The organism is Rhabdaerophilum calidifontis (assembly GCF_008641065.1).
Taxonomy (GTDB): domain Bacteria; phylum Pseudomonadota; class Alphaproteobacteria; order Rhizobiales; family Beijerinckiaceae; genus Rhabdaerophilum; species Rhabdaerophilum calidifontis.
In genome coordinates, this window is the sequence record NZ_VTRS01000005.1 from 40682 (window position 1) to 55451 (window position 14770).

General features: G+C 67.0%; 11 protein-coding genes. 8 read left to right on the top strand and 3 right to left on the bottom strand.

The genetic code is table 11. The annotated features are described in order from the left end of the window. Positions 1 to 17 precede the first annotated feature (17 nt). Positions 18 to 2558: a cell cycle histidine kinase CckA gene (cckA, locus tag FWJ24_RS09500; protein ID WP_150287588.1), complete on the top strand. Its 2541-nt coding sequence runs from the start codon at positions 18 to 20 to the stop codon at positions 2556 to 2558. Positions 2559 to 2659: 101 nt separating this feature from the next. On the opposite strand, the gene FWJ24_RS09505 is transcribed toward cckA, so the two are convergent. Next, complete coding sequence (locus FWJ24_RS09505; protein WP_150287589.1) at positions 2660 to 3604, bottom strand: FkbM family methyltransferase; 945 nt, start codon at positions 3602 to 3604, stop codon at positions 2660 to 2662. Positions 3605 to 3748: 144 nt separating this feature from the next. Here FWJ24_RS09505 and recA point away from each other — a divergent pair, with 144 nt between their 5' ends. From recA to FWJ24_RS09520, 3 genes are all read left to right on the top strand, one after another. Then, complete coding sequence (gene recA / locus FWJ24_RS09510) at positions 3749 to 4819, top strand: recombinase RecA (protein ID WP_150287590.1); 1071 nt, start codon at positions 3749 to 3751, stop codon at positions 4817 to 4819. A gap of 87 nt (positions 4820 to 4906) precedes the next feature. Beyond that, the gene (alaS, locus tag FWJ24_RS09515; protein ID WP_150287591.1) at positions 4907 to 7564 is read left to right on the top strand and encodes an alanine--tRNA ligase; all 2658 of its coding nucleotides are present in this window, start codon (positions 4907 to 4909) and stop codon (positions 7562 to 7564) included. A gap of 3 nt (positions 7565 to 7567) precedes the next feature. Beyond that, the gene (locus FWJ24_RS09520; protein ID WP_150287592.1) at positions 7568 to 8827 is read left to right on the top strand and encodes a cyclic nucleotide-gated ion channel; all 1260 of its coding nucleotides are present in this window, start codon (positions 7568 to 7570) and stop codon (positions 8825 to 8827) included. Here FWJ24_RS09520 and FWJ24_RS09525 read toward each other — a convergent pair. Continuing rightward, positions 8797 to 9234: an acyl-CoA thioesterase gene (locus tag FWJ24_RS09525; RefSeq protein WP_150287593.1), complete on the bottom strand. Its 438-nt coding sequence runs from the start codon at positions 9232 to 9234 to the stop codon at positions 8797 to 8799. The two genes, FWJ24_RS09520 and FWJ24_RS09525, sit on opposite strands and share 31 nt — an antisense overlap. A gap of 123 nt (positions 9235 to 9357) precedes the next feature. Continuing rightward, entirely contained in the window at positions 9358 to 10572 is a 1215-nt protein-coding gene (locus FWJ24_RS09530; protein WP_150287594.1) for an NADP-dependent isocitrate dehydrogenase, read from the bottom strand. Between the two features lie 225 nt (positions 10573 to 10797). Between FWJ24_RS09530 and FWJ24_RS09535 the strand changes: the two genes are divergently transcribed. The 4 genes from FWJ24_RS09535 (at position 10798) to rpsD (ending at position 14686) form a co-directional block, all read left to right on the top strand. After that, a complete protein-coding gene (locus FWJ24_RS09535) occupies positions 10798 to 11586 on the top strand; it encodes an RNA methyltransferase (protein WP_150287595.1) in 789 nt (262 codons plus the stop codon). A gap of 50 nt (positions 11587 to 11636) precedes the next feature. Continuing rightward, complete coding sequence (locus FWJ24_RS09540; RefSeq protein ID WP_150287596.1) at positions 11637 to 12962, top strand: flavin monoamine oxidase family protein; 1326 nt, start codon at positions 11637 to 11639, stop codon at positions 12960 to 12962. 53 nt (positions 12963 to 13015) lie between these two features. Continuing rightward, positions 13016 to 13798, top strand: a complete 783-nt coding sequence (murI, locus tag FWJ24_RS09545; RefSeq protein ID WP_150287597.1) for a glutamate racemase — start codon at positions 13016 to 13018, stop codon at positions 13796 to 13798. 270 nt (positions 13799 to 14068) lie between these two features. Next, entirely contained in the window at positions 14069 to 14686 is a 618-nt protein-coding gene (gene rpsD, locus FWJ24_RS09550) for a 30S ribosomal protein S4 (RefSeq protein ID WP_150287598.1), read from the top strand. Positions 14687 to 14770: the final 84 nt, after the last annotated feature.

Below are 14770 nucleotides of genomic sequence, written 5' to 3' on the forward strand. Positions count from 1 at the left end.
ACGAGGATGGTGCGCGGATGCTGAAGGAGACCCCTGTCGGGGCGCCGATCGACCGGAGCCAGCAGCGCGGTTCGCCGGCGCTGCTCCTCCTCATCACGTTCGTCGTCGTGGGCGGCATGCTCGGCTTCGTCTATCTCGATGAAAGCCAGCACGCGCTGTTCCTCACGCTGTTCCTGGCCGGGTTCGCGGCGCTCGGCGTGCTCGCCGCCTTCCTCTACGCGGTCGGCGTGCTGCAATGGTCCGGCCGTGCGGCGCGCAACGACCTGACCAAGGCGATCATCGACACCGCCGCCGAGGGCCATCTCGTCGTCGACCGCCAGGGGCGGGTGCTCTATGCGAATGCCGCCTATCAGACGCTGTGCGGCGGTGTGCCGGGGCGCGTCGCGAGCATCCGGCCGGTGGAGCGGCTTCTTTCCGGCACGCCCGAGGTCAGCGAGGCGGTCTATCGCCTCGCCCAGGCGGCGCGCGAGGGACGCGGCGCCACCGAGACGATGCGGCTCGTGCCGGCGCTGGCCGGCGGCGGCGCTTCCGCCTGGTATCGCGTGCGGGTGCGGCCGCTCCCGCGTGACGGCGGCTCGGTGCAGCACTGGAGCGTGGCCGACATCACGCGCGAACGCGAGCGCAACGAGAACGAGTTCCAGGAACTCCAGCAGGCGGTTTCCTATCTCGACAACGCGCCGGCGGGCTTCCTCTGCGCGCGGCCCGATGGCCGGATCGTCTATCTCAACGCCACGCTCGCCGATTGGCTCGATCTCGACATCGCCGAGATCGCCGATCGCGAACTCGATCTCAAGGATATCGTCGCGGGCTCGGGTGCGGCGCTTCTGGCCGGGATCCAGGGCGCGCCCGGCGGCATCCGCACCGAGACCATCGATCTCGATCTCAAGCGCCGCTCCGGGCAGACGCTGCCCGTGCGGCTTGTCCACCGCATTGCCTTCGCGGCGGACGGGACGGCCGGGGTCTCGCGCACCCTGGTGCTCAACCGCAGCGAGGGGCAGGGCGATGCGACGGATGAGGGACTGCGCGCCGCCGAGGTGCGCTTCGCGCGGTTCTTCCACAATTCGCCGCTGGCGATCGCCACCCTCGACCGCAAGGGCACTATCGTCTCGACCAATGCGCGGTTCGCGGCGCTGCTCCAGGCGGCCGAACTCGCGGAGCCGCGCATGCTCGCAGCGCTCGCGACGCCGGCGGACCGGCCGCGGATCGAGGCGGCCTTCGCCGAAGTGCTGGCCGGGCGCGGCGAGATCGACCCCGTGGACGCCACGCTCGCCACCCGCGAACCCCGCAGCGCCCGCTTCTTCCTCGTGCCGGCCGAGGCGCGCGAGGCGGATGGCGAGGCGGCCCTGATCTACCTGATCGAGACCACCGAGGAGAAGAAACTCCAGGAGCAGTTCATCCAATCGCAGAAGATGAACGCGATCGGCCAGCTCGCCGGCGGGGTTGCCCATGATTTCAACAATCATCTCCAGGCGATCGTCGGCTTCGCCGACCTGCTGATCGGCAATTACCGCGCCACCGATCCCCGCTACCAGGACGTGATGCAGATCAAGAGCTCGGCCAACCGCGCCAAGAGCCTTGTCCGCCAGCTCCTTGCCTTCTCGCGCCAGCAGACGCTGATGCCGGAATCGATCGATCTCGGCGCGCAGCTCAGCGATCTGACCAACCTGCTCAAGCGCTCGATCGGCCCGAATGTCGAGCTTGACGTGCGCCATGGCCGTGATCTCTGGCCGATTCATGCCGATCCGGCCTCGTTCGACAACATGATCATCAACCTCGCGGTCAATGCCCGCGACGCGATGCCGAAGGGCGGGCGGCTCGTGATCCGCACCGCCAATATCCCGGCTGCCGATTGCGCGGGTTTCGCCGTGGAGGGCATGCCGGCGGCGGATTATGTGCTGGTCGAGGTGGAGGATACCGGAACGGGCATGACGCCGGACGTGAAGAAGAAAATCTTCGAGCCCTTCTTCACGACCAAGGATGTCGGGCGCGGGACCGGGCTCGGCCTCTCCTCGGTCTACGGTTTCGTCACGCAATCGAACGGCTTCATCGATTGCCAGTCCGAACCCGGCGTGGGGACCACGTTCCGGATCTTCCTGCCGCGGCACATGCCTGCTGCGGACCCGCCGTCTCCGGGCGGAACGCTCGATCCCGTGCCGCCGGCTGCTCGGCCGGCACCGGTCGCCGATCTCACCGGCCGGGGCACGATCCTGCTCGTCGAGGACGAGGATGCCGTGCGCAATTTCGGCGCGCGGGCCCTGCGCTCGCGTGGCTACACGGTGATCGAGGCGCAATCGGGAACCGACGCCCTCGAACAGGTCGGCGACAGGATCGGCGAGATCGATCTCGTCGTTTCCGACGTGGTGATGCCGGAAATGGACGGGCCGACCCTGCTCAAGGAGCTGCGCGCCCGTAACCCAGACCTCAAGGTCATTTTCGTATCAGGCTATGCCGAGGAAGCCTTCCGCAAGAATCTGCCCGATGGCGAGCAATTCGACTTCCTGCCCAAGCCGTTCGGCCTGAAACAACTGGTCGAGGCCGTGAAGGGCGTGATGGCGTGACAGCGCCGGACACTGCCCCGCGACGGCGCTATCCCGTCGCCGGTCCCGGGCCTGTTCCGGCGGATGTCGGTATGGCGCGGTGCCACCCGCTCAGCGGGGCATCAGCCGCTTACCCGCGGCGCCTCGTCCTCCCAGATCATGCCGCCGTCATAGGCTGCTGCGATCCGGCCCAGCGCCGCGCGCAGCTCATCGCCTTCCGGGAGAGAGGGCGCCGGTTCGGCGGCTCCACGTGCCGCACCGGCGGCGAGCAAAGTCCGCAGCGTCTCCGCGTCGAGATGCGGAAGCCGCGCGAGAAACCCCTGAATAAGCTGCCCGGCGAGGACGTGGTCCGGATGGATGGCCTCGCGATGCGGGCGGCCGAATTCATAGAGATGACGGACACTGTCCCAGGGCAAGGGCTCGCGCGGGAAACGCGCTGCGAGCGCGGATTCCTCCGCCGCGACATAGAAGCGGTTCAACCCGTCGCTGAAGGCGAATTCAAACCGCGCGGCCAGCAGAAGCGGCTCCCACTCGTCATGTGACGGCTGCCCGGACCCGGGCCGGATCGCCTCGATGCACAGGACGGAGGGCCGGTGCCGTGCCCAGTCGATCCCGGCCAGGACTTCCGCCTCGGCGCCCTCGACATCGATCTTCAGGAAGTCGATCCGGTCCAGTCCGGCCTCGTCGATCAGCCGGGAGAGCGGAACGACATCCTTCTCCTCGCTCGAATAATCCGCGCCGAACGCGCGCGCGCCCATCGCATTGGCCTCGATCATCGTCGAGAAACCGTGGAGGCGCTCGACCCGATGAAACGTCGTCCGGCCCGCCGCGCGACCGACGAGGCAATCCACAACCCTGTCCCGCGGGCGCAACCGCGCGTAAAGTGCTGCAAGATCGGCTTGCGGTTCGACGACGAGCCCCCGCCACCCGCGAAGGTAGAAGTGGAAGCTCACATTGTCGGCCACGGGGTGCCCCGCGCCGACATCGACATAAACGCCCTGGACCCGATCCCCCAAAACACGGTCGAGATGCGCGTCCTCCATCAATTGCGCATATGACAGTTGCATCCCGTCTCCCCGGTCCCGAGCCCTCCGAACCCTAACGATGACGGCGATCGGATGTCAAGAACAAAAAAGGAACTTTACAATGCGAACAAAGCATGAATTATTGCGACGTTGAACGTCACTGGCGGATGCCCTAAGGAGGTTCCCGTGTCGCAAGCTCAGCTCCGTCTCGTTGAAGGTTCCTCCATGGACAAGACCAAGGCCCTCGATGCCGCGCTATCCCAGATCGAGCGGGCGTTCGGCAAGGGCTCGATCATGCGGCTTGGCCAGCAAAAGGCGATGGAGGTCGAGACCATCCCCACGGGGTCGCTGTCGCTTGACATCGCCCTCGGCGTGGGCGGGCTTCCCAGGGGGCGGGTCGTGGAGATCTACGGCCCGGAATCGTCAGGCAAGACGACGCTGGCATTGCATACGGTGGCCGAAGCGCAGAAGCGTGGCGGGGTCTGCGCCTTCGTCGATGCGGAGCACGCGCTTGATCCGGTCTATGCACGCAAGCTTGGTGTCAATATTGATAATCTTCTGATTTCTCAGCCGGATACAGGAGAGCAGGCGCTCGAGATCGCGGATACTCTGGTCCGCTCCGGGGCAATCGAGGTGCTGGTGATTGATTCGGTCGCGGCGCTGACGCCGAAGGCCGAGATCGAGGGCGAGATGGGCGAGGTGCAGCCGGGGCTGCAAGCGCGCCTGATGAGCCAGGCGCTGCGCAAGCTGACCGGTTCGATTTCGCGCTCGAATTGCATGGTCATCTTTATCAATCAGATCCGTATGAAGATCGGTGTGATGTATGGCAGCCCCGAAACGACGACGGGGGGCAACGCATTGAAATTCTATGCCTCGGTGCGCCTCGATATCCGTCGTGTCGGGTCGATCAAGGAGCGCGAGGACGTCATCGGCAACACGACCCGGGTGAAGGTTGTGAAGAACAAGGTCGCCCCGCCCTTCAAGCAGGTCGAATTCGACATCATGTATGGAGAGGGCATTTCCAGGACCGGTGAGTTGATCGATCTCGGGGTGAAGGCCGGGGTTGTCGAGAAATCCGGCGCCTGGTTCTCCTATGACAGCCAGAGGCTCGGTCAGGGGCGTGAGAACGCCAAGCTCTACCTCCGGCAGAATCCGGCGGTTGCCGACCGAATCGAGCAGGCAATCCGGCAGAATGCAGGCCTGATCGCCGAGTCGATCCTTGCGGGTGATGCTGCGGAGAGCGTGGATGACGAGTGAGCCCCGCTTGATGGTGGACAGCTCTTCCAGGCCTCTCTAGAACCGGCAAAGAAGCGTGGTGAGACCACGCCGGCGACAGGATTTGGCATGAGTGGCGTCAACGAGATCCGGACGAGCTTTCTCGATTTCTTTGCACGGAACGGGCATGCGGTTGTTCCGTCTTCGCCGTTGGTGCCCAGGAACGATCCCACATTGATGTTCACCAATGCGGGAATGGTTCAGTTCAAGAACGTTTTCACGGGTTTCGAGAAGCGCGATTACAGTCGCGCGACAACCTCTCAGAAGTGTGTTCGTGCCGGCGGGAAGCATAACGATCTCGATAACGTCGGATACACGGCGCGACATCATACATTTTTCGAGATGTTGGGTAATTTCTCCTTTGGGGAATATTTCAAGGAAGATGCGATCGAATTCGCCTGGACCTTGGTCACGCGTGAATTTGGGCTCCCGAAGGATCGCCTGAGCGTTACAGTCTATCACGAGGACGATGAGGCCTTCGGTTTCTGGCGCAAGATTTCCGGATTGCCTGAGGATCGGATTATCCGGATTGCGAGTTCCGACAATTTCTGGGCCATGGGCGATACCGGTCCCTGTGGCCCCTGTTCCGAAATCTTCTTCGACCATGGCCCGGCGATCCCGGGTGGCCCACCCGGCAGCCCGGACGCGGATGGCGACCGCTTCATCGAGATCTGGAATCTCGTTTTCATGCAGTTCGAGCAGATGCCGGACGGAGAGCGGGTGCGGCTGCCCCGTCCCTCCATCGATACCGGCATGGGGCTCGAGCGCATCGCGGCGGTGTTGCAAGGCACGCACGACAATTACCGCACCGATCTGATGCGGGCGCTGATACGCGCCGTCGCCGATCTTGTTTCGGTCGATCCGGATGGGCCGCAAGGCGTCAGTCATCGCGTGATCGCCGATCATCTGCGCGCGGCGTGTTTCCTGGTGGCGGACGGTGTCCTGCCGTCGAATGAAGGGCGCGGCTATGTCCTCCGGCGCATCATGCGGCGCGGCATGCGGCATGCGCATCTGCTCGGCGCGCGCGAGCCGCTGATGCATCGGCTGGTGCCGGCGCTCGTGCGCGAAATGGGGCAGGCCTATCCGGAGCTCGTCCGTGCGGGGTCGCTGATCACCGAGACATTGCAGCTTGAGGAGACGCGGTTCCGCCGCACGCTCGAACGCGGGCTTGGCCTACTGGAGGCCGAGAGCGCGGGGATCAGTGCTGGCGGCACGCTGTCGGGCGAGACGGCCTTCCGGCTCTACGATACGTTCGGGTTCCCGCTGGATCTGACGCAGGATGCGCTGCGTCCTCGCGGAATTGCCGTCGATCTGGGGGGCTTCAACGCGGCGATGGCGCGGCAGAAGGCCGAGGCGCGTGCCGCTTGGTCTGGGTCAGGCGAGGCGGCGAGCGAGCCTGTCTGGTTTGCGATCCGCGAGCGGGTCGGCGCCACGGAGTTCCTCGGCTATGAGACCGAGCGGGCGGAGGGGGTGGTCACTGCAATCGTGCGCGAGGGCGCAGAGGCGGACGAGGCCGGTCTCGGCCAGGCGGCGCTTGTCGTCAACCAGACACCATTTTACGGCGAATCCGGCGGACAGGCCGGCGATCATGGCGTGATCCAGGGCGAGACCTTCCGCTTTCGGGTTGAAGATACGGTCAAGCGCGCGGGAGATGTCTTTGTGCATCGCGGCGTGGTCGAGCAGGGCGTCGTGCGCGTGGGGGCGCCGGCGGTTCTGGAGGTGGATCCGGCGCGCCGCGGCGCCATTCGCGCCAACCATTCGGCAACGCATCTCCTGCATGAGGCGCTGCGCCGGGTTCTTGGTGATCATGTCGCGCAGAAGGGGTCGCTGGTCGAGGCCGAGCGGTTGCGCTTCGACTTTTCGCACCCGAAGCCGGTCAGCACGGAGGAATTGGAGGCAGTCGAGGATCTCGCCAATGCCATGGTGCTGCAGAACAGCGCGGTGACGACGCGGCTGATGGCGGTTGACGATGCGATCGCCTCCGGTGCGCGGGCGCTGTTCGGCGAGAAATACGGTGACGAGGTCCGGGTGGTCTCGATGGGGCTCACGGCCTCGGAAGCGGGCGTCGCGAAGCCTTATTCCGTGGAATTGTGCGGCGGCACTCATGTGGCGCATACGGGTGATATTGGCCTGATTTCCGTGACCGGGGAAAGCGCGGTTGCGGCGGGGGTCCGCCGCATCGAGGCGCTGACCGGACAGGCTGCGCGACGTCAGCTCAACGGCGAGCGGGCGCGCCTGCGGGCGGTTGCCGGGCTCGTCAAGGCCGGGATCGACGAGGTTGCCGAGCGCGTGGCGCAGGTGGCGGAGGAGCGGCGGCGCCTGGAACGCGAACTGGCGGAGGCGCGGCGCAGGCTGGCGCTCGGCGGGGCCGCTGCGGGCGACACCATCGCGCAGATCGGTGGGCTGCGATATCTCGGCAAGAAGGTCGAAGGTGTCGAGGTCAAGGATCTCAAGGGGCTGGCCGATCAGCACAAGGCGAGCCTCGGCTCGGGGGTCGTGGCGTTGGCGGTTGTCGGCGAGGATCAGCGCGCCGGAATTGTCGTTGCGGTGACGGAGGATCTCACGGGGCGCGTCAGCGCGGTTGATCTCGTCCGTGCGGCCTCGGAGGTGCTCGGCGGGAAGGGCGGTGGCGGGCGGCCGGATATGGCGCAGGCCGGAGGGCCGGATGGCGCGCGCGTGCAGGATGCGCTCGCCGTCATTGCCGAGAGGCTGGCGGCGATCGGGTGAGGCATGGCAGGGCGCGGCGCGGTCCACGGGCTGAGGCGGCGCTGCTACGAGGTGCTTGATGTCGGCTCGGTGCATGATCCGCTCGGCGTGGCGGTGCATCGGGGCCTCATCCTGGTGGTTCTGGTCAGCGTCGCTGCGGCGATTCTTGAATCCGTGCCCTCGATCGCGGCCCGGGCCCATCCATTGTTCCTGGTGCTGGAAGGGATTGCGGCGCTGGTCTTCACGGTGGAATATGTGCTGCGGCTCTGGGCGATCGTCGAGCATCCGCCGCTGAAGCGCATGCCGCCCTGGCGGGCACGGCTCGCCTATGCGTCGAGCCCGGCGGTCCTCATCGATCTCCTGGCGATTCTGCCGTTCTTCATCTCGCTTTTCGGGCCGACCAATCTCCAGGTGCTGCTGCTCCTGCGGCTGGTGCGGTTCTTCAAGCTCGCCCGCTATTCGCCCGGCATGCGCTCGCTGATGGATGCGATCCACACCGAGCGCCGCGCGCTGGTCGCCTGCCTCGTCATCCTCGGCGGGCTGATGATCATCGCCGCGGCGGCGATGCATGCGGTCGAGGGGCAGGAGCAGCCTGACCGGTTCGGTTCGATCCCGATCGCGATGTACTGGGCCATCATCACGCTGACGACGGTCGGCTATGGCGATGCCGCACCGGTGACCGCGCTGGGGCGCGTGATCGCCGGGATCACGGCGGTGATGGGGCTGGTGATGCTGTCGCTGCCGGTCGGGATCATCGCGAGCGCCTTTGCCGAGGTGATCCACAGGCGGGATTTCGTCGTCACCTGGAGCATGGTCGCGCGGGTGCCGCTGTTCGCCCAACTCGATGCATTGGAGATCGCGGCCATCATGCGCTTCTTGCGGTCACGGGTGGCGGCGGCGGGAGAGGTGATCGCGCATCGCGACGATCCGGCGCATTCGATGTATTTCATCGCCAGCGGCTCGGTGGAGATTGAGCTCCCCGAGCGGCGGTTGCGGCTCGATGCCGGGCATTTCTTCGGGGAGATCGCGATCCTGCATCAGCGCCGGCGGACAGCGACGGTGCGCGCGCTCGAGGGCACGCGGCTCCTGGTGCTCGATCGCGATGATTTCTCGACCCTCATGCGCGAGAACCCGGTCATCGCGCGGCGGATTCACGAGATCGTGGAGAGGCGCGTCGGGACCCAGCCGGTCGAGGCGCGGGGCGATCTCGCGCTCGGCGAAATCGAGCCTGGCCCTGCGGCGGAGGCCGAGGCTCAGCCGGATGATGGGTCGAAGGCGCGGTAGAGCGCCCGCACGCGGTCGGGGATCGGGATCGCGCGATGCGTGCGCTGATCGGTATAGACCTGGACGACCTCGCCGGTGGTCATCAGTCGCGCCGCGCCCGCCGGAAAGATCGCGAGCGCATAGGTGAGGCTGGCATTGCCCATGCGCGCCACCCGGACGCCGACCTCGAATTCCATGTCGTAGGTCAGTGGGGCGCGGTATTCGACCAGCGCGCGCACCACGTGCCAATCCTGGCCGGTTTCCTGCGCCTCGCGGAACTGATCATAGCCGAGGACGCGACAATATTCGAAGATGGCGGTGTCGAACCAGGTCAGGTAATGCGCGTTGTAGGCGACGGCCTGACCGTCGATCTCGGAATAGCGCACGCGCGCCGGCCAGAAGAAGCGGAAATCGGCGCGGGTGGTCATGCCGCGACGCGCTCCCCCGGTCCGGGGCGCCGGCCGGCGCCCCGATAGGCTGCGAGCCGGGGGAAGCCGGACCCGGCAGGGAACCGGGCCTCGGACATGCGGACGTCGAGGCCCGGCAAGGGCTTACGCCCCCATCGCCTTCTGGAGATTCTCGTCGACCTTGTCGAGGAAGCCGGTGGTCGAGAGCCATTTCTGCTCGGCGCCGACGAGCAGGGCGAGGTCCTTGGTCATGAAGCCGGCTTCGACCGTGTCGACGCAGACCCGCTCGAGCGTCGTGGCGAAGCGGGCGAGCTCGGCGTTCTCGTCGAGCTTGGCGCGATGGGCGAGGCCGCGCGTCCAGGCGAAGATCGAGGCGATCGAATTGGTCGAGGTGGCCTTGCCCTTCTGGTGCTCGCGGTAATGGCGGGTGACGGTGCCGTGTGCGGCCTCGGCCTCGACGATCTTGCCGTCCGGCGTCATCAGCACCGAGGTCATCAGGCCGAGCGAGCCGAAGCCTTGCGCGACGATATCGGATTCGACGTCGCCATCGTAGTTCTTGCAGGCCCAGACATAGCCGCCGGACCATTTGAGTGCCGAGGCGACCATGTCGTCGATCAGGCGATGCTCGTAGGTGATGCCGGCCTCCTTGTAGGCGGCGGCGAATTCCCTGTCGAAGATTTCCTGGAACAGATCCTTGAAGCGGCCGTCATAGGCCTTGAGGATCGTGTTCTTGGTCGAGAGATAGACCGGATACTTGCGCATCAGGCCATAGGCGAAGGAGGCGCGGGCGAAATCGATGATCGATTCATCGAGATTATACATGGCCATCGCCACGCCGCCGCCGGGGAACTGGTAGACCTCGTGCTCGATGGCCTTGCCGTCCTCGCCCTCGAAGCGGATCGTGAGCTTGCCCTTGCCCGGCACCCGGAAATCGGTGGCGCGATACTGGTCGCCGAAGGCGTGGCGGCCGATGACGATCGGCTGCGTCCAGCCGGGCACGAGGCGCGGCACGTTCTTGCAGATGATCGGCTCGCGGAAGATGACGCCGCCGAGGATGTTGCGGATCGTGCCGTTCGGCGATTTCCACATCTTCTTGAGCTTGAATTCCTCGACGCGCGCCTCGTCCGGCGTGATCGTCGCGCATTTCACGGCAACGCCGTGCTTCTTGGTGGCTTCCGCGGCATCGATCGTCACCTGGTCATTGGTGGCGTCGCGATTCTCGATTCCGAGATCGTAATATTCGAGCTTGAGATCGAGATAGGGGTGGATCAGCTTGTCCTTGATGAAGGCCCAGATGATCCGGGTCATCTCGTCGCCGTCCATCTCGACGACCGGGTTCGCAACCTTGATTTTCTTCATCGGGAAAAGCCTTGGGTTCAGCGGTAAAAGCGCGCGAGAACCAGCCGCTTGCGCCGGGCATGCCGGCGGAGCGGCGGATCGAGCGGGCTATAGCACCGCTTTCCGCCAAGGCAAAGATTGACGAAGGGAGAAGCGGGGCCGGCGGGGTGCGCCGGGTGCCGGGGTCCTTTTTCTTCGCGCAGGCGGTATTCACACATCCGGGACTTGCTCTAAACCCTGCCTGCTATGGAAAGCCTCGATCCCGCGCCGGCCAAAGCCCCCGTCATCATCCTCGTGCGGCCGCAGCTCGCCGAGAATATCGGCATGTGCGCGCGTGCCATGGCGAATTTCGGGCTCACCGAGATGCGGCTCGTCGCCCCGCGCGATGGCTGGCCGCAGAAGACCCGGATGAAGAAGGGTGCATTCTCCGCCGCCGCCGGCGCGACCGGAATCCTCGAGACGGCGACGCTCTTTCCCGATGTCGAAACGGCGATCGCCGATCTCCACCATGTTCACGCTACCACGGCGCGCGAGCGCGGCCAGGCGAAGCCGGTCGAGGCGCCGTCGGCGGCGATGGCGGCGGCCGCGGCGCGGATCGGCGCCGGGCAGCGGGTCGGTATCCTGTTCGGGCCCGAACGCACCGGCCTTTCCAACGACGAGGTGGCGTTCGCGAGCGCGGTGATCACCTTCCCGGTCAATCCGGAATTCGCCTCGCTCAACCTCGCCCAGGCGGTGCTGCTCACGGGCTATGAATGGTTCCGTCATGCCCATGGCGAGGCGCCGCCCTTCGCGATGCCGGCCGAGAGCCCGCCGGTGACGCGCGAGACGCTGAATTCCTTCTTCGCCTTCCTGGAGGGGCATCTCGACCGGGCCCGTTTCTTCTGGCCGGAGGACAAGCGGCCGGTGATGATCCGCAACCTGCGCAACATCGTCCACCGCATGGATCCCAGCGAGCAGGACATCCGGACCTTGCGCGGCGCGCTGGATTTCATCGCGCGGCGCGGCGCACCGTCGGATGGCGATCCGCCGGCTTGAAATCGCCGTATTCCGAAGGCCTGCTGTCCTCCCCTTGTCCGGATCCCCCGATGCCAAGCCGCCGCCAGGTGAATGCCGCGCTTCTGGCCGCGCCCTTCCTCTGCAGCAGGCGCGCGCGCGCCGCGGCGCGGGCGGAGGTCGATGTCGCGATCATCGGCGCCGGCGCGGCGGGGCTCGCCGCGGCGCATCGCGCGCGGGAGAAGGGCCTTACCGCGCGGGTCATCGAGGCGCGCGAACGCGTCGGCGGGCGCATCTACACCGATGCCAGCCTCGGCCCGGCTTTCGATGCCGGGGCGTTCTACATCCATTTCGCCGAGCGCAATCCGTGGCGGGAGATCGCGCTGGGGCTCGGCGCGGAACTCGTCGACGACAACACGCTCTGGGGCAGCTTCAACGTGTTCCGCGAGGGGCGGCCGATCCCGGCCGAGGAGCGCAGCCGCCGGCGCGGCGCCTTCGGGCGGCTGTCCGACGCGATCGACCGCGAGCCGCCGGGCGAGGATCTCTCCTTCGCCGAGACGGCACGGCGCCACGCGCCGGACCTGATCGAGGCCGCCGAGGCGATGACGCTGCTCTCGCTCGGCGAGAACGCCGACCGGGTCTCGATCCGCGATTATCAGGCACTCGATTCGGGCGATGATCTCGTGCTGCCGGGCGGCTATGGCACATTGCTCGCGCGTTACGCCGCGGGGCTCGATATCCGGCTCGGCACGATGGTGACGGGGATCGATCTTTCGGGCGCCGTCGCGCGCATCGAGAGCGCCGGCGGCGTGCTGACGGCGCGGGCGGTGATCGTCACCGTCCCGCTCGGCGTGTTGCAGGCGGAGGCGATCCGCGTCACGCCGCGCCTGCCGCTGGCGCTCGTCGCGGCGCTCGACGGGCTGCGGATGGGGGCGCTGACCAAGGTCGCGCTGCGGGTCGAGGGCACGCGGTTCGGCCTTTCGCCCTGGTCGCAATTCTTCGATCAGGGCCGCGCCGACGATCTCGTCAATTTCGAGTTCTGGCCGTTCGACCGCGATATCGTGGTTGCGATGTTCGGCGGCGATTTCGCGCGTGCTCTTGCGGCTGCGGGAGAGGCGGCGGCGATCGAGGCGATCCGGGCGCGGCTCGTCGCCATCCTGGGCGCGGAGGCGGCGGGGAGGATCACCGGCGGGCGGCTTGCCGGCTGGAGCGCCGATCCGCTCGCGCGCGGCGCCTATTCGGTGGCGCTGCCCGGGCGGATGACGGCGCGCGCGGCGCTGGAGGCGCCGGTCGCCGATTTGCTCTGGCTCGCCGGCGAGGCCAATGCCGGCGCCGCCTCGATGACTGCGGGCGGGGCGGCCCTCTCCGCCATCCGCGCGGTGGATGGCATCGCCCACCGGCTTGCAGCGGCAAGGTGAAGGCGCGAAACAGGCTCGTGCCGCCCGATCGAATCGCCGCTTCCGCTTCGCCCATGCCCGCCGCTTCGCCGCGGGACCGGCAGAGGATTCTCGTCTTCGATTCCGGTCTGGGCGGGCTGACCGTCTTCCGTGCCGTCCACGCGCTGCGGCCGGATGCCGATTATCTCTATCTCGCCGATGACGCGCATTTCCCCTATGGCGCGCTGGCGCCGGATGCGCTGGTCGCCCGCGTGCTGGCGGTGATCGGCGCGGCGCTGGACGAGTTCCGCGCGGATTGCGTCGTCATCGCCTGCAACACCGCCTCGACGCTGGTGCTGCCGGCGCTTCGGGCGGCGTTCCCGATGCCGATCGTCGGCACCGTGCCGGCGATCAAGCCCGCCGCGGCGATGACGCGGACCGGACTGATCTCGGTGCTCGCGACGCCCGGCACGGTGAGCCGCGATTACACCGCCGAACTGATCCGTGATTTCGCCGCCGGGTTCGACGTGACGCTGGTCGGCTCGAAGCATCTCGCCGGCCTCGCCGAGGCGGCGCTGCGCGGCGAGGCCGTCGCCGATCCCGAGATCGCGGCCGAGATCGCCCCCTGCTTCATCGAGAAGGCGCGCGGAAGGACGGATGTGGTCGTGCTGGCCTGCACGCATTATCCGCTGCTGCTCGCGCGCATCGAACGGCTCGCGCCCTGGCCGGTCGCCTTCATCGATCCCGCGCCGGCGATCGCGCGGCGGGTGGTGCAGCTCATTGGCGCCGGCGGCGCGGGGGAGGGCGGTTTCGCCGCGCGCTTCACCGCCGGCGCGGCGCCGGCTTGCGCCCTCGCGGCATTCGCCGCCGGGCGTTGACGCGGCGCGCCGCCTCCTCTATACGCGCCGCTTCCCCGGATTTCGATCCGGGGTTGCGCACCCGTGTCGCGTCGCGGTTCGGCCCCAGGCCTCCCGACAGCGACTGTCGCGCCGGCAACGGCGAGAGGAGGGGCGTTCCAAGCGCCGGCCCGGATTTTCCGGGCCATGTCCCGAACCGGGCTCGCTGGAACGCGATGGTGGATCGGCCGTGCCGTGTTGCGCGGGCCATGCCGTCGTTTCCGAGCGGGCCAGCCGAGCCAGGAAACGACGATGACCAAGCGTCACGAAGCCAAATACAAGATCGACCGCCGCATGGGCGAGAATATCTGGGGGCGCCCGAAATCCCCGGTCAACCGCCGCGAATACGGCCCCGGCCAGCACGGCCAGCGCCGCAAGGGCAAGCTCTCGGATTTCGGCACCCAGCTCCGCGCCAAGCAGAAGCTCAAGGGCTATTACGGCTCGATCTCGGAGAAGCAGTTCCGTCGGTATTATGCCGAGGCCGTGCGGCTCAAGGGCGATTCCGGCGAGAACCTGATCGGCCTGCTCGAGCGCCGCCTCGACGCGATCGTCTATCGCGCGAAATTCGTGCCGACCGTGTTCGCCGCGCGGCAATTCGTCAGCCACGGCCATGTCAAGGTCAATGGCCGCCGCGTCAACGTGCCGAGCTTTCTCGTGAAGCCGGGCGATGTCGTCGAGGTGAAGGAAAGCTCGAAGCAGCTGACGATCGTGCTCGAGGCGGCCGGCCTCGCCGAGCGCGACGTGCCGGATTTCCTCGAGGTCGATCACGGCAAGATGACCGCCAAGCTCGCGCGGATCCCCGGCCTGTCCGATGTGCCCTATCCGGTTCAGATGGAGCCGAATCTCGTGATCGAGTTCTATTCGCGCTGATTGCGTCTCGCCGGCGCCGGACCCGCTTGCAGAAGGCCGCCCCGGGGCGGCCTTTTTCATGCTCGACGCCGTTCGGCTTGCGCA